We start from the raw sequence: 16,135 nt of genomic DNA, 5'->3' as shown, positions 1-16,135 counted from the left end.
TTTCTAGTTATTCTGCAAGTATAATATCCGAAGTCGGACAAGACGGACTTTAATCAAGCTGAAAAGGCGAGTTGCAATGAATTCGCGGTCGTTAAACCATCCGTTTAAGACCTGCTTTTGTCCGCAAATGGGCAATAGGCAGGGAGTATGATTCTCTTATACTTCTACGGTGTTAATCATATAAGTATAGATTGTGACAGCTATTCGGATTTTTGATGACCCCTGTACGTGATTAAACATTCTGAAATACAGATTTGAAAGTGCAGCTAAGATAAGAGGGGTGAATCATGGGGACGGCAGAAGGCATTACAAGAGGCTTCTATGAAGATATAAAGGAAGCTGCGGCCCATATCGTAGACGTATTAAGCGGTATATTGAAGGTCAATACCATCTTTGTTGCCACGAATGACGGGGTGACCAATGTCATTTTGGAGGCCTTTAATCGTACGGAAGAGTTAGTTGTTAAAGGCAGTGCACTTCCATTTACGGATTCATATTGCAGCCTGGTATTAAGAGACAACGGTAACGTGCTTACGATCCCGGATACATGTGAACATCCGATGACACGATCCATGGGCGTTACGAGCGGACTTGGCAATCGCTTCTTCGTGGGCGTGCCTATTATGAGAAGATCGGGCGAAACATTTGGTACCATCTGTCTGATGGATGATCCTGGTTATGTAATCAGCGAAACAGATATGAAGACACTGAAGGCAATGGCTGTATTCCTGGGTTATGTTGTTGATCTGGAAAGCACATTGCATGTTCAGGAGCTGAAATTGAGTGATTCGGAACAAATGCAAGAACAGCTCCAGGCAGAGAAAGAACGTGCCGAATCTGAGGCCATGACCAAAACACAGATGTTGAAATTGATGAATCACGAGATTCGCAATCCCTTGAACGGTATTTTGGGACTGACAGATCTGATACGCACACCAGATATGCCCGAGGAGCAGTCCGAATATGTGAATATGATTGAGACAAGCGGCAATATTCTGCTTTCCTTGCTGAATAATATGATGAATTTCAATATTAATGAAGCAGGTAAAACGGTTATACATGATGATCCGTTTGATCTGGTAGGTACCATTGAGAATACCGTGTATCTCTATACCGGGATTGCGACGGGCAAGAACATTGAGCTGGGATTAAATCTTGAACTGAATGTATCTCAAGTGTTCGTTGGTGATGAAGTCAAGATTGGACAGTTGCTTGCACACGTCATTCAGTATGCTCTCGATTCAACGCGTGAAGGTTCGGTTCTGATCACAGCAGTAGTGAACGGAGAAGAATTGGAGGAGACCGGTACACTTCTGCTCAAGGTGAAGTACACGGGTCAGATGTTATCGGACAAGAAGACACAAACCTTTAACAGCCAAGATGAAAATTTGAATATCCAAAAACTGATTGGAAGCAATCTGGGTTTAGCTGTAAGCCAGAATCTTGCCATTCTCATGCATGGCCGTATTCAGGTGAGCAGTGTGAAGGAAAATGAGACGGAATTCAACATCTCCCTTCCGTTGCGCAGATACTGGGAGTTACCTCAACTCGCAAGTGTTCAGCAGCGGTTAAAAGGGAAAAAGGTGTTGCTTGCCAAGGACCCTGACATTTTGCAAGGCGTCTCTTCCCTGATGCGTAGGTGGGAGATGGATGTACACATGACCTCAGGTCTGACAGTAGCGCATGATTGGATTAAGGAAGGATTCATGCCGGATGTAGCCGTGGTGGATATGGGGTTACTGGAAGGCGGTGCGGTCGATTTTGTACATGAACTGAAACAGCGACTGCAGAATTTGCCCGTCATTGTTCTTGTTCCTTATGGTATGCACATTGAATTGCATGAAGCAGAAGCCTTTGATGCTGTTCTGACCAAGCCGGTCAGACAGGCTGATCTGTTGAATGCATTGAGCATTACTTTGCCTTAAATCATGATCATAGATAAATCTTTATTCGGCGCACCTTATAGGTGCGCTTCTTTTCATTTTCCATTTTCTGAGCCAAAGCCCTTTTATTCCGAGCTGGTTACGTTACAATAGAAAGTGAACTTCATCTTTATAACCGACAGAGGAGGATGTACATTGGATTATCGCAGATTAGGTGGAAGCGGACTGAAAGTAAGCGAGATCAGCCTGGGAAGCTGGCTGACGTACGGAGGGTATGTGGAACGTGAGAATGCGGTGAAATCAATTGAAACTGCATTTGATGAAGGCATTAACTTTTTTGATACAGCGAATGTATACGAACGGGGTGCAGCAGAAGAACTGCTTGGGCAGACGCTCAAAGCATATTCCCGTGATTCTTATGTACTTGCAACCAAAGTATTTGGCAAAATGGGTGATGGTCCGAATGACCAGGGGTTGTCTCGCAAACATATCAAGGAGCAATGTGAAGCCAGCTTGAAGCGCCTGGGCGTTGAATATGTGGATATCTATTACTGCCATCGTTATCATACCGAAACACCAATTGAAGAAACACTCCGCGCGCTCGATGATCTGGTACGCCAAGGCAAGGTGTTATATGTAGGTGTCAGCCAGTGGACAGCGGCTCAGATGGAAGCTGCGTTGGGTACAGCAGATCGTCTGCTTCTGGATCGTATCGTGGTCAATCAGCCGGTGTACAACATGTTTGACCGTTATATCGAAAATGAGATTATCCCGCTCGGCGAGCGTAAAGGCATCGGACAAGTCGTATATTCCCCGCTTGCTCAAGGTCTATTGACCGGGAAATATACGTCCGTTTCCGATATCCCAGAGAATAGCCGTGCTGCCAAGCTAGGATGGGACGAAGGAAAGATCAATGCGGATCGTATCGGGAAAGTTCGTCAACTGATTGAAGTGGCGGACAAGCTGGATCTGAAGGTTGGTCAACTGGCCCTTGCCTGGATTCTGCGCCAGAACAATGTATCCAGTGCACTTGTAGGGGCGAGTCGTCCCGAGCAGGTAAAAGAGAACGCGGCTGCATCTGGCGTGAAGCTGGATGCTGCCATTGTCGAGGAGATTGAGAGCATCCTTGCTTAATCTCCTGTCAGCACACAAGCTGAGATGATATGTAATGATCCATAAAGCAAGGGATGTCCTGTGCGCCTGAATGGGCGAACGAGACATCCCTTTTTTTGGAGAACGTTGAGAGGTTAGGTTATTGAAAGGTTAGATCTTACTTTAAAGTGTAAGAGGCAAGGAACGAAAAGTTAAGGCGCACACACGATTACGCCCTGTATTCTTGGCTTCATATAAAGCACGGTCGGCCTGTTCGAAGAAATCATCATCGTCATGATCATCACAATGATCGGGATATACGGCTACACCAATGGAGATGGTTAGACGTGTCGTGTGCCCGTCGGGCAGAGCAAAATGGTATTTCTCTACAGCCTGCCGTATAGATTCGGCGGTAGCTACGGCCTGACGGTGTCCACAGTCGAGCAAGAGAATGGCGAATTCTTCCCCACCGTTTCGTGACACGATATCAGCAGAACGTGCATGCTCAACGAGCAGTTGTCCAAGTTGCTTCAGGACCGCATCGCCAGCGGAATGACCATAGGTGTCGTTTACCTTTTTGAATCGGTCAATATCAATGGCAAGCAAGGAAAGCTTCTGTTGGTAATCCCGCGCACGCTGGAGTTCCAGTTGAAGTGATTTTTCGAACTGTCGTCGATTGCTCAGGTTGGTAAGATGATCGGTAGATGCTCTTTTTTCCAATAGAAATAACATTTCATTGGATTTATTAATGAATTCTGCGATGAAATAGATAAATAATCCACCGGCAAAGGAAATGGCCATTTGTAACGGATATATCTTCATTAATGAATTCATGCTGTCCGTATTCAACATAAGGATGATAAAGATTAATGTCATGCCAAGCAGATTCATTGTAATTATTTTGGTCAGTCTGGACCAGGGAGCATAGGCGAAGTATACACCGGACAGTCCGATCAGAGTCATGACAAATCCTGCATCTATGGCAGAGGATGATATGCCGAACATCAAAATACGAAGGACCGAGATCAAGAGTCCCGTAACGACCGAAGCCAATCCTCCCATATATACCGCTGCGGTAACGATGGCCAGATGCCGTAGATCTACAATCGTAGTTTCGTTCAGAGGGAATGAATAGTTCATGAGTACTGTGCCATATATACCGAACAATAAGCCGCCGATCAACTGAACACGTAACGAGGGAAAAGGCAATCGGATACTATAGAACTTTGCGATGATCCCGGACACATACATAAACGTAATCATGACACAGATATTAATGAAAAAAGTGCTAAACAACCGACATTCCCCCTTTTTACGCACATCCCTATATTTTATCTGAAAAGTGGTGCTGTAGCGAACCATATTATCCCAAATTTATGAGGTGATTGCTGGGAAAGATGTTTTATTTGCATATACAGGATGTTAGAGTGATATTGACTTCAATATGCAATGAGATTTATACTTAATCTAAATCAAAATATATTCCTTCTTTTTGGGAAGACCATCATAAGTAGAAGATCAGTGTCTGATTTCATATAAAATGGATCAATAATAAAGGAGAAATGGTTGTGAGAACTTTAAATCTGACGATACAACGGCAAGCGGTCTATGATGTGGTGCGCCATTCAGAGGATCACCCGACAGCTGCTGATGTTATGAATCGACTCGTGGAACAAGGATATAATCTTGCTTATGGTACGGTGTATAATTCTCTTCGTTATCTGACGGACAAAGAATTGATACGGGAACTTAAACTCGGAGAGACAGCAAGCCGGTACGATGCCCGTATGGATGATCATCAGCACATTATGTGTGAAGTGTGTGGCAAAGTGGACGAGGTGATGACAGAGGTTCCTCCACAATGGATGAAACAGGTAGCTGAAGAAACCGGATATGCAATTGATCATGCTCATGTGGTCTTTGGAGGTGTCTGCGGGGAATGCAGAAACAAACGGATCAAGTAAAAATAAAACTGCCTGGCCGCCGTTTACCCCTAAGAGTTAAACCAGCCTTGTCTGACTCAACACCCCTTGTGGACAATTGTCCTGTTACACGGCGTGTTATTCTGATCAGCCCGATGCCGGGGCAGGTTCATGAACTGGTAAAGGCCTTAACGGATAGCTGCTTTGATGTACTGGTCTTCCATCGCTGGGAACCGGATCTGCATGAGCGTCTTGTCTTTGATCTGTTGATCTATGATCTGTCTGTGGCCGGAACTATCGATGCATTTGCCGGCATTAGCAGCCGATTGAATCGTGAGGCTGAGCATACAACCCCTTGTCTGTATCTGGTCGGTGAGAAGATGATTGGCAGTGCAAGTGGACCGATGCTTCAGGAGGAGTTGCTGGTGTGGCCTGCACGCCCGCAGGAAGCACTTTACCGAGTGCAGCGCATGATTGGCAACAGCCCTGCTCTGCCCAACCGTGGTTTTTTGCCTGAGGAAGGGCACCGTATCGGATTTAAAGATCTGTGGCTCGACCGTGAACGGATGAGTGTACAGCGCGATAATAACCGGATTCATCTAACCAAGACCGAATATGATCTGTTACTCAAGCTGATTGATGCCAAAGGTGCAGTCATTTCCCGTGAGGAAATGCTCAGCGATATCTGGGAGACGGACTTTACAGGTGGAAGTAATGTGGTCGATGTTCATATCAAAAGCTTGCGCAAAAAATTGGGCGATAATGCGTCTTCGCCGCAATATATTGTAACAGTAAGAGGAGTGGGCTACCGCCTGGCGGATTAGTCCGCTTTTTTTTTTTTTTTGCCCAAATTTTATCTTTCACTTCATGCTTTTTCGGGTACTACCTAATAGATAGGCAGATCAGAGTCATTCCCTAAAACATGTTCATAGTTCATTCATGAATGTTGAAGAACCTCATCTTAATCTCATGTGAACCTCATGCAAGAGCAGAGTGGGACATGTTAGAATCAATTTAACAGTTAGATCAAGTCTAAATGTATATTTAAACCGAAGCCGAATATGATTTTAATAGTAGATATATAACAGCCGTGAGACCCATTAGAGGAGGACGACATGATGACAGAACGTATGACAACCAATCAGGGAGCACCTGTAGGTGACAACCAGAATTCCCGCACAGCAGGCAGAAGAGGGCCGACACTGCTCGAAGACTACCATCTCATTGAGAAAATAGCCCACTTTGACCGTGAACGTATTCCAGAACGGGTGGTTCATGCAAGAGGAGCAGGTGCACATGGCGTATTCACGCTAGAGCAGAGTATGAAGGAGTATACAACAGCCGACTTCCTGCAAGATCCGGGGACGGAGACGGATGTGCTGGTTCGTTTTTCAACCGTTATTCATGGTACGGGATCACCAGAGACTGCAAGAGATCCACGTGGATTTTCCGTCAAATTTTACACACGGGAAGGCAACTATGATATTGTCGGTAATCATCTGCCCGTTTTCTTCATTCGTGATGCGTTGAAGTTCCCTGATATGGTGCATTCCTTGAAGCCGGCTCCGGATACAAATATTCAGGAACCTGCCCGATATTGGGACTTTATGACCCTCTCACCGGAATCAACACATATGATGACCTGGTTGTTCTCTGATCTGGGCACACCAGCAAGTTATCGGGAGATGGATGGTTTCAGCGTACATGCTTTCAAATGGATTAATGCACAGGGACAGGTCCACTATGTGAAATACAAATGGGAGTCTGCACAAGGCGTGCGAGGCTTCTCTCGTCAGGAAGCTGCTGAGGTACAAGGACAGGACTTTAATCATGCTACCCGGGACCTGCATGAACATATCAAGAACGGGCAATACCCGCAGTGGAAGTTACAGGTACAGCTCTTGAAGCCGGAGCAAATGGATGATTTTGCTTTTGATCCTCTCGATCCAACCAAAACATGGCCTGAAGATGTATTGCCGTTCCATACGGTGGGCACCATGACCCTGAATCGGAATCCGCAAAACTTCTTTGCTGAAGTGGAGCAGGCGGCCTTTTCTCCTAGTGCGCTTGTACCCGGAATTGAGCCTTCCGAAGACAAATTGTTGCAAGGACGCCTATTCTCCTATCCAGATACACAGCGTCACCGGCTTGGACCGAACTATTTGCAAATTCCGGTGAATTGCCCGTACGCACCCGTTCGTAATCATCAGCGTGATGGACTCATGAATGTGAATCAGGACCCATCTCCGGTGAACTATGAACCCAACAGTTCCGGAAACAGCCCGCAAGAAGATCCGGCATACCGGGACAGTCAGGTTCCGTTGCAAGGGCATGTTACACGCGAGAAAATCGAGAAGACGGATGATTATACGCAGTCAGGGGAGCTGTTCCGTTCATTTACTCCTGTAGAGCAGCAGCACTTGCTTGATAATCTGATCAATGACCTTAAGGGCGTATCTGTTGATATTCAAATGCGCGCCCTGTGCCACTTCTTCCGAGCGGATGGACAGCTTGGCGGACGTTTGGCTCATGGACTCGGCGTGGATATTTCTGCACATATGCCGTCACAGGATGGAAAATAAAGTACAGTTTGACCATGTTCTACAACATCATACGGACTGATATTCGTTGAAGACCGGGCAGAACCGCGAACGTGCGGAACTCCCGGTCTTTGGCCTTTTTTACTGAAATGGAAAACAAATTTACAAATCATTTACATAAAATAGCTGACATAGAGGTTGACTTCTCATTTGATGGCACTACAATGGGTAGTGTGAGGGGTGTCAGAAAATGAGAATACACAATTTCAAAGTGGGTGAGCGTGGGCTCAACCGATTTTTCGGTCCGCTGGAAGCCAAGATTATGGACATTTTATGGGCTCATCCTGGCAGTAGCATCCGTGAAGTGCAGACCGCACTTGAACAAGACAAAGACGTCAATTTTAATACAGTCATGACCGTGATGAACCGGCTCGTAGACAAGGGACTTCTCGGAAAGTCACAAAAGGGCAGAACATCTTTGTACCAACCGGTACAGAGCAAGGAGGAGTTTATGAACGACCAATCCAAGGAACTGTCACATGAGTTGGTGGATGAATTCGGAGCTTTGGCATTGAATCATATGCTGGATGCGCTGGACGAAGCAGATGCGGGTCTGATTGAACGCTTGGAACAGAAGATCAAACAATGGAAAAAGGATAGCGATTAAGATGTGGAAGACCCGCTCGAAACTTTTGTTTACCGTCGGGTTTGGCATTCCGTTACTCGTGTTCATGCAGATGTTCATGTACGCGATGTACAAAATTTTTGGCTGGGATATCCCGTTTAACCTGCTCTGGCTCTGCAATCATTGGATGAGTCGACTGGGTTGGTTATCCGTTGGACATTTCCTGCTGGCACTGGTATTGCTGACCTTTGCAGGAACAGGCTGGTTGCTAACGGTTCGTATGATGAAAACCAGAGCAGCCGTACGTAAGCTTCGCTCCATGGAAGTGCGTGCATTGTCTCGCGAACTGGAATCCAAGTATCACCATCTCGGACAGCCGGGATTCATTGTGGTGGACAAGCATTCTCCGGTTGCATTTACAATTGGTTTATGGAGGCCTTGTATCGTACTCTCCACGGGGCTTCTGACGATGCTGGATGCAGAAGAGGAGACTGCAGTTGTGTATCACGAAGTCCATCATCTGTGGCACCGTGACCCACTGAAGACGACACTGTTATCGGTATTTGCAATCATGATGCCGTATATTCCCGTATTGAAGCATACTTCGAAACATTACAATATCGTTAGAGAAATTTTGGCAGACAATGAGGCCATTGAGCGTACAGGTAATGTGGCAGGCATTGGCAGTGCTTTGCTCAAGCTGCTCCGTGCTTGTCCTGAACCTTGGGGGGCCAAAGAACTGACCGTTCAATCCTCATTTGCGGATACGTCGGTGAATGTCCGAATTTCACGTCTGCTGGACCCGGAACAGGACGTGACACTGAGGTTGCCACGTTATGCTGTTCTGATGTCGGCTACTGTTTTCCTGTTGCTGTCTATCTTGTTTGTTTGGTCCATCGGATAGATTAATTGGGCTAAATGTGAAGTCGAATATAATGAGGAAGGAAGATGAACATGAATAATAAAAGTGTAGAGATTGGATTATTTTTCTCAAGGATTATGATTGGTTTGATCTTTGTATTGCACGGCTGGAGTAAATTCGAAGGTGGAATCAGCGGTACGGTAGGTTTTTTCGAAAGCATTGGTATTCCCGGATTTCTTGCATCCGTTGTAGCCATCATTGAGTTGGTAGGTGGTGCAGCGATGATTCTGGGTCTGGGAACACGTGTGTTTGCTGCCCTGTTTGCCATCGTGATGGTTGGCGTTCTGTTTACAGCCAAAGTGGGTGAGCCGTTCCTGAGTGGTACCGAGTTAGATTACCTGCTACTTGCGGGTTCCCTGACACTGCTCTTCACAGGAAGCCGCCTCCTGGCCGTGGATTATCTGTTCTCCAGACAGGGGAACGCTCGCCAGAATGTGAGTGCTTGATTTAACTAACGATTGCTAAAAATAATGAAGTGCAGGATTAGTCCTGTAATGAGGTTCTTTATTGGCCAGGCCGGTTCGGGAATTGATTTGCGAACCGGGCTGATCAGTAGAGAACTTTTTTCGTTTGGACGACATGCCTATGGTTTGTTACAATGAGAATAAGTATGCTACTAAGAAAAAATAAGGAGGATGCATTTTATGATTAACGTCATTCCATCCGATGCCCGCTCCAGCTTCGATCGAGGCTGGCTCCGTGGTAGTCACAGCTTTTCTTTCGGAGAATACCAAGACCCGGAGAATACGGCGTTTGGACCGATGCGGGTAGCGAACGACGATGTGATTGCGCCTGGTCGCGGTTTTGGAGCTCACCCGCATAGTGATATGGAGATTGTATCGATCGTACTGAACGGCAAGTTGCGACATGAAGATAATCTGGGCAATGTAGCCGTTACAGGCTTTGGTGGTATCCAGCGGATGTCAGCAGGCAGTGGCATGATTCATACCGAACATAATGCATCCGATACCGAAGAAGTACGTTTGCTTCAGCTCTGGTTCATGCCACAGACAAGAGGGTTGGAGCCCTCCTATGAGACGACATCATTTGATCCAGCGGCATTGGCAGGAGCACTCGTGCCGATTGTATCCCCAGATGGGGGACCAAGAGTTGCGACCATTCATCAGGATATGACGATCTACCTTGGCCGATTAGCCAAAGACGAAACGTTAACCTTTAATCAGGATGCAGGCCGCCGAATGTACATTTTCTCCATCGAAGGCAAGCTGGGATTGGATGGAGAGTACCTGTTGAACGAAGGCGACACGGCTCGTGTGGAACAGCGGGATTCAATCGAACTGCAAGGAAACGAAGATACGTTCTATATGATTATTGATTTGCCGTAGATGGCTGATGAAATGAACTCCAAGATGAAGGAGGATATACACGTATGGCGCAACAGGAATGGTTTATGGTTAAACATGCGGTGACCGGACGAGGATTAGCTAATAGCAAAACAGATTCCCTGTCCTATCGGTTCCAACAGGAGGGTACAAGTTTCATATTTACCGTTACGGGTCTGGACGAGCAGATTGTGGAACAGATTATGGAGCTTAGACAGGAACTGAATGTATTTCGATTCGTCCAACGCAAGGATCAGCCCCTTTTGAAACACTGGTACTACGTAGATGGTGAACGGGTAGTATACGACAGGGAGAGCCACACGCTAAGCATCTATGCGAAGTCGGAGATTCGTTATGTGCCTGAAGATTATTTTGCGGATTAACTAAAAAATAGGTTGAACAGGATTTGGAATATTCAGGAAGGTCTCTGTTAAATACAGAGGCCTTTTTGCTGTCTGAACTCAGAGAATTTAATCGTAATTTTGCAAAAAAGACCACATAATTTCCAGCTGTCTGGCACAAGCTACCTTGTATAAAAACAAGAACGGAGGGGCGGCATATGGCGGACAAAACATCTGGGAAAGACAAGTCCCGACAACCCGAACGAGCTCCAGAAGAAAAAAAACATATCCCTCTGGGATTGCCGTCCCCACCTTTTATTCGGCAACCCATCAGCACAATACATGAAACTCAGATTAAAGCAGTGAAAGAGATCTTCTCCGATTGTTCTGATGTGGTTTTCCGCAACGTCATGATTACGCCGGAAGTCAAAGGACTTCTGGTTTATATTGAAGGCATTGTTAACTCGGCTGATATCCAGGAGCATATGCTGCGTCCGATTATTCGAGGTCTGGTGCAGCAGCGCACAGATGAACCTGATGTTCCACTGGATGATACAACCGTTGAGCTGACGCAGGTGAAGCGGGTTAAAACCTGGGCTGCTGCGACAGAAGGGGTACTGGCATCTTCCGCACTTCTGGTGGTCGATGGAAGAGATGAAGCTTGGATGTTCAACGTTAAAGGCGGCGTCAGACGTGGGGTGGAGGAGCCACAAACGGAGTCTGTGATTCGGGGACCACGGGAAGGATTCACCGAAACACTCCGTGTCAATACAGCTTTATTGCGATTCAAGCTCAAAACCCCCTCTCTCAAGATGGTGAGTATGACCCTCGGCACAGAAACCAAGACAGATATCGTTCTGACTTATATGGAGGATATTGCTGATCCGAAGTTGATCCGGGATGTGAAGAAACGCCTGGAAAAAATCAAAATCGATGGCATTCTGGAGTCAGGTTATATCGAGGAACTGATTGAAGACCACCCGTATTCTCCATTCCCGCAGATGCACTATTCCGAGCGTCCGGATACGGTGGCGGGCAATCTGCTGGAAGGGCGGTTTGCCATTATGGTAGACGGTACTCCCTTTGCGCTGATTGCTCCAGTCACGATGTGGCAGATGCTGCAGGCCAGTGAGGACTACTATGAACGATTCTTCATCAGTAATCTGGTGCGCTGGATTCGCTTTTTATTCGTAGCCATTGCTCTATTTCTACCAGCGCTATACATCTCGATAACGACATTTCATCAGGATATGTTACCTACCACGCTGATTCTGAGTATTGCCGGTGCACGGGAAGCGATCCCTTTTCCGGCTTTGGTGGAAGCCCTCATCATGGAGTTATCGTTCGAAGCCCTCCGTGAAGCGGGGGTCAGGTTACCGAAAACGGTAGGTCAGGCAGTTAGTATTCTCGGTGCGCTCGTGATCGGGCAGGCCGCAGTTCAGGCAGGGATTGTGTCCGCACCAATGGTTATTATCGTATCCATGACAGGTATAGCTTCCTTTACAATTCCGCGTTTTAACTTTGCGATCACCGTACGCCTATTGCGATTTCCGATCATGTTACTGGCGGGCATGCTCGGACTATACGGGATTGTAATCGGTTTGGTCCTGATTTCGGTGCATCTGACACAGATGACTTCGTTCGGGGTGCCTTACCTCTCCGGTCTTAGCCCGTACAGTAAAACAGATACCAAAGATATTCTCATTCGTGTGCCGTGGTGGAAAATGATCCATCGTCCTTCTACGGTTCAGGATAACCAGAAACGGATGAATGACAAGATCAATGGTTCGCCTGAAGCTGAGGAAGGATGGTGAACACATGTTTCTTATTCGTAAATTCCGCGCTGTGTTGATGTTACTGCTGTGTACCCTTTTCATAGCAGGATGCTGGGATCGTAAGGAGATTAATGATATTGCCTTTGTAATTGGAATTGCCATTGATAAGGAAGGGGAGAACTACAGATCCAGTCTGCAGATTGCGCTTCCCGGTCAATCCGGTTCTTCTGGCAGTACGGGAGGCGGCGGAGGTACAAGCGGGGACAAATCATGGTTCATGTTGTCCAACACGGCGAAGACGCTACGGGGGACTACACTTGAGGGCCAAAAAGCGCTATCTCGCAAGATTTATTATGCGCACCGCCGTACCATGCTCATTGGGGAAGATCTTGCCCGGGACGGCGTTGCCTCCATGCTCGATTTGTTTACACGTTACCCGCTTAACCGATTCTCAGCATTGCCAGTCGTCACAAAAGGTGAGGCATACGCCGTGATGGATACGGATGCACCTATAGAAAAATTCCCATCCGAGATGGTGAGAGAGCTGTGCTTTCTAAATATGCGTAATCCACGTTCACTCAAAACGTTTATAGATGCCATTCTTAGTGATGGTGTAGATCCGTTCCTGCCGGTTGCTTCGAAAGTGGAAAATGTCCCAAAAGATTGGAAGGATGCCAAAACAAATATCAAGCTGGATGGATTGGCTGTGTTCAAGAAAGACAAGCTGGTTGGCATGATTGACAAGGCTCCCGCCGATGCCCTGATCCTCGCTATGGGGGAAGCCAATGCGCCGGAAGTTATGGTCAAGGCTCCGCGAGGAGAAGGAGATATATTCATCAAGCTGAATGAGAACAATTCTTCGTTGCACCCCAGTGTCAAGAATGACAAGGTTACTGTGACCGTTCAATTGTACGCCAAAGGCGTGGTTGTAGATAACGAATCAAATTACGGTGATTTGCGTGAAAAAGAGATTTTAAAATTAAATGACGCGATCCACAAAAAAATAAAAGAGGATATCGTTGAAGGGGTTCGATTAATACAGCGAAAATATCATGCAGATATTCTCGGGATTGGTCGGTCGATCCATCAACACTTGCCTAAAGAGTGGGACAAAATGAAGGATCGATGGGATGACATCTATCCTGATGTTGAGGTGAACGTTATCCCCCACGTCATTATTGAAAATGTAGGGGTAGTCAATAAACCGATCGGTGTCGTTGAGGAGGATATCGTACATGATTAAACCACTTTTGTTCACCTATCTGGGGATGGTCATCGTTGTAATTGTGATGGACTTCAGACATCTGAAGCAGGCGGCGGTCATTAATCGCTGGTTATCCTATGGCCTCATTGCATTAGGGACAGGCCTATGGCTCTATGTAACCCATTTAAGTAAAACCTTTTTTGTAGCGGTATGGATCAGCCATGTCATCCAGCGATTCTTGCCGCTACCATAGATACGGGCTAGAAATGGTGCGGAGTACAGTTTGAATGATGGAAAGGAGGTATTGTATGAATCAAAGTGTGACTTCTCGACAGATTGTACTACTCGTGCTGCTACTCAGTATTACGGGCACGTTGATTCAACCCCATGCACAGGCCATTTTTTATGCGGAACAGCACGCTTATCTCTCGTATGTGCCAGTTATTTTCGTGATGATTATATCCATGTGGATGGTAAGTCGGATTCAGCGGAGATTTCCGAATCAGGATCTGTTTGAGGCCCTTGCTGACCGGTTCCCCTTTATGGGAAGGCTCGCAGGCGTGATGTACATTTTGTTTTTTTTCTTCATATTCGCAAGAGATATCCGATTAATTGGTGACTATGTAAGTATAACCTTGCTAGAGACAACGCCGATATCCATTGTGGTATTGTCACTCATGATTATGGCGGTATTTATCGTCAGAGGCGGGCTTGGTTCGTTGATCGGAATGTCAGAACTATATGTTACCCTGTTCCTGTTGAACTCTATCATTGTGCCTTTCATGCTTATTCAGCAGTTGAATATGGATAATCTGATGCCCTATTTTCATGTCGATACGGCAGGTGTAGGCAAAGGGAGTTGGTACATATTTTCTTTTTATGGGGAGATGATCGCCTTACCTTTTGTCGTTAAGGGCAGTGATTTTCGCTTCAAGCCTGTGTTATGGGGCATCATTATCTCGGGATTGGTGATGATGCTGATTATGGTGGAAACCATCACGTCGATTGGTGTGCCCATTGCCTCCAGACTAGTATACCCTTCGTATGAACTCGCAAGGCAGTTGCAAATTAGTGATTTTCTGGACCGGTTTGACCTGGCGCTTGCAGCGGCAACCTTGCCTACCATGATTACCAAAATTGCATTTGATCTGTACTTTGTCTGTTGGGGACTGAAGCGAATGATTCCGAAAGTTTCGGGAAAGGTCATGACAGGTCCGGTTGCATTGTTAGGCTTTGTTTGTGCATTCTGGTTTTTCAGAAACGCCATTCAGCTTTATCGATTTACCCGGGAATGGACATGGATCGCCATTGTATTTGAAGTGATGTTCCCTATTGTGCTGTTTCTTTTCCTTCGTCCTCGCAAAAAGGATAAAAAAGAATCTACCCAACAGAGATCGGGAGACCAGTCAAAGAAAGAGAAACCTGAGCCGGAACAAAAATCGGCTGATTTGGAGAAGGACGGAGAGAAAAGACGGAAAGATTCTCATGGCGGAGAACTCCAGCCTTCCTGATGCATTCCATCAAAAATCCTTATAGATGAACGGGCAAAAAGAGGGAAAGCACAGTTTCCCTTCACAGAAGTACCCTGTATACTGTAGTCAGACTGATGAACATTCGGCTGAACTAACGGGGGGAACATGAATGGCTCAACATTTGGCAGGTGTGCGTGTAGCATTGACAGGACCACGAAAATCGAAAGAAATGTCCATACTGGTTGAAAAAATGGGTGGAATCCCGCTTGTGCGACCGGCACAGGGGACCGTATTCCTGGATGATCGGAGTATCAGAGATGGGCTGGTATCCTGGATCTCAGACCCGCCAGACTGGACGGTTTTAACTACGGGTATGGGATTGGATGCATTGTTTGAAATGGCTGAGGATATGGAAGTGGCAGGCCAATTGTTGGATGTATTATCGGAATCCTCAATTGCGGCAAGGGGATACAAGACAGTGAATGCGCTCAAAAAGCGCAAGTTAACACCGCTGGTACGAGATGATGACGGTAGCACGGACGGGCTTATTCGAGAATTCGCCCCACATGATCTCGCAGGGAAAAAGGTTATGTTGCAGCTTCATGGGGAGACAGCTCCCAAACTCGTTGCATGGTTGGAAGAACAAGGTGCAATCGTCAGACAAGTGCTTCCTTACCGCCATGTACCGCCAGAAGAGGAAGAACTGGAACAGTTATTGAATGAAATTCTAAATTTCGAAGTAGATGCTGTTGCGTTCACAAGTGGGCCGCAGGTTAGATTTCTGACGCAATATGCGGCCTCCCAGGACAAGCTTGAGCCGATGCTTGCAGCCTTCAGACAAGGTGTAATTCCTGCGTCTGTAGGTAAAGTTACCGCAAACTCCATGCGTGAAGAAGGCATTGAGGCACTGGTCATTCCGGAGGAAGAGAAGATGGGAGCACTCATCGTTGAGCTTGGACGTTACTTTGCAGCAGGGCATGCGGCCAAGATTAGAGATTAGTGGCCTGCTTTTAGAT

At 46.5% G+C, this 16,135-nt stretch carries 16 protein-coding genes; 15 read left to right on the top strand and 1 reads right to left on the bottom strand.

Annotated elements, in window-relative coordinates:
- Positions 1 to 287 precede the first annotated feature (287 nt).
- Both BS614_RS00805 and BS614_RS00800 read left to right on the top strand, forming a co-directional pair.
- Positions 288 to 1,925 carry an ATP-binding response regulator gene (locus BS614_RS00805; RefSeq protein WP_074092607.1) on the top strand — a complete coding sequence of 546 codons (1,638 nt, stop codon included), beginning with the start codon at positions 288 to 290 and terminating at the stop codon, positions 1,923 to 1,925.
- Between the two features lie 153 nt (positions 1,926 to 2,078).
- A complete protein-coding gene (locus BS614_RS00800; RefSeq protein ID WP_047840782.1) occupies positions 2,079 to 3,017 on the top strand; it encodes an aldo/keto reductase family protein in 939 nt (312 codons plus the stop codon).
- Positions 3,018 to 3,158: 141 nt separating this feature from the next.
- Here BS614_RS00800 and BS614_RS00795 read toward each other — a convergent pair whose 3' ends face one another.
- Positions 3,159 to 4,271: a GGDEF domain-containing protein gene (locus BS614_RS00795; protein ID WP_074092606.1), complete on the bottom strand. Its 1,113-nt coding sequence runs from the start codon at positions 4,269 to 4,271 to the stop codon at positions 3,159 to 3,161.
- Between the two features lie 272 nt (positions 4,272 to 4,543).
- Between BS614_RS00795 and BS614_RS00790 the strand changes: the two genes are divergently transcribed.
- The 13 genes from BS614_RS00790 (at position 4,544) to BS614_RS00730 (ending at position 16,119) form a co-directional block, all read left to right on the top strand.
- On the top strand, positions 4,544 to 4,939 hold the full coding sequence (locus tag BS614_RS00790) for a Fur family transcriptional regulator (protein ID WP_036612807.1): 396 nt from the start codon (positions 4,544 to 4,546) through the stop codon (positions 4,937 to 4,939).
- Entirely contained in the window at positions 4,915 to 5,721 is an 807-nt protein-coding gene (locus BS614_RS00785; protein ID WP_036612804.1) for a winged helix-turn-helix transcriptional regulator, read from the top strand. The genes BS614_RS00790 and BS614_RS00785 overlap by 25 nt, the downstream gene beginning before the upstream one ends.
- Before the next feature lie 294 nt (positions 5,722 to 6,015).
- Positions 6,016 to 7,479 carry a catalase gene (locus tag BS614_RS00780; protein WP_074092605.1) on the top strand — a complete coding sequence of 488 codons (1,464 nt, stop codon included), beginning with the start codon at positions 6,016 to 6,018 and terminating at the stop codon, positions 7,477 to 7,479.
- Positions 7,480 to 7,687: 208 nt separating this feature from the next.
- Positions 7,688 to 8,104, top strand: coding sequence for a BlaI/MecI/CopY family transcriptional regulator (locus tag BS614_RS00775; protein ID WP_036612800.1), 417 nt, complete (start codon positions 7,688 to 7,690; stop codon positions 8,102 to 8,104).
- Position 8,105: 1 nt separating this feature from the next.
- Positions 8,106 to 8,966 carry a M56 family metallopeptidase gene (locus BS614_RS00770; protein WP_074092604.1) on the top strand — a complete coding sequence of 287 codons (861 nt, stop codon included), beginning with the start codon at positions 8,106 to 8,108 and terminating at the stop codon, positions 8,964 to 8,966.
- A 50-nt stretch (positions 8,967 to 9,016) separates the two neighbouring features.
- On the top strand, positions 9,017 to 9,430 hold the full coding sequence (locus tag BS614_RS00765) for a DoxX family protein (protein ID WP_210436958.1): 414 nt from the start codon (positions 9,017 to 9,019) through the stop codon (positions 9,428 to 9,430).
- A 198-nt stretch (positions 9,431 to 9,628) separates the two neighbouring features.
- On the top strand, positions 9,629 to 10,330 hold the full coding sequence (locus BS614_RS00760) for a pirin family protein (protein ID WP_074092602.1): 702 nt from the start codon (positions 9,629 to 9,631) through the stop codon (positions 10,328 to 10,330).
- A 44-nt stretch (positions 10,331 to 10,374) separates the two neighbouring features.
- Positions 10,375 to 10,710, top strand: coding sequence for a hypothetical protein (locus BS614_RS00755; protein ID WP_036612792.1), 336 nt, complete (start codon positions 10,375 to 10,377; stop codon positions 10,708 to 10,710).
- A 176-nt stretch (positions 10,711 to 10,886) separates the two neighbouring features.
- Positions 10,887 to 12,482: a spore germination protein gene (locus tag BS614_RS00750; RefSeq protein WP_074092601.1), complete on the top strand. Its 1,596-nt coding sequence runs from the start codon at positions 10,887 to 10,889 to the stop codon at positions 12,480 to 12,482.
- 4 nt (positions 12,483 to 12,486) lie between these two features.
- Positions 12,487 to 13,686 carry a Ger(x)C family spore germination protein gene (locus BS614_RS00745; RefSeq protein WP_074092600.1) on the top strand — a complete coding sequence of 400 codons (1,200 nt, stop codon included), beginning with the start codon at positions 12,487 to 12,489 and terminating at the stop codon, positions 13,684 to 13,686.
- On the top strand, positions 13,679 to 13,900 hold the full coding sequence (locus tag BS614_RS00740; RefSeq protein WP_017691831.1) for a hypothetical protein: 222 nt from the start codon (positions 13,679 to 13,681) through the stop codon (positions 13,898 to 13,900). Before BS614_RS00745 ends, BS614_RS00740 begins: the two co-directional genes overlap by 8 nt.
- A gap of 55 nt (positions 13,901 to 13,955) precedes the next feature.
- Complete coding sequence (locus BS614_RS00735) at positions 13,956 to 15,158, top strand: GerAB/ArcD/ProY family transporter (RefSeq protein WP_074092599.1); 1,203 nt, start codon at positions 13,956 to 13,958, stop codon at positions 15,156 to 15,158.
- 130 nt (positions 15,159 to 15,288) lie between these two features.
- A complete protein-coding gene (locus BS614_RS00730) occupies positions 15,289 to 16,119 on the top strand; it encodes a uroporphyrinogen-III synthase (RefSeq protein WP_074092598.1) in 831 nt (276 codons plus the stop codon).
- Positions 16,120 to 16,135: the final 16 nt, after the last annotated feature.

The organism is Paenibacillus xylanexedens, from assembly GCF_001908275.1.
GTDB classification, from domain to species: domain Bacteria; phylum Bacillota; class Bacilli; order Paenibacillales; family Paenibacillaceae; genus Paenibacillus; species Paenibacillus xylanexedens_A.
The sequence above is the reverse complement of the archived record's forward strand: the minus strand, read 5'-3'. Positions and strand labels throughout refer to the sequence as shown.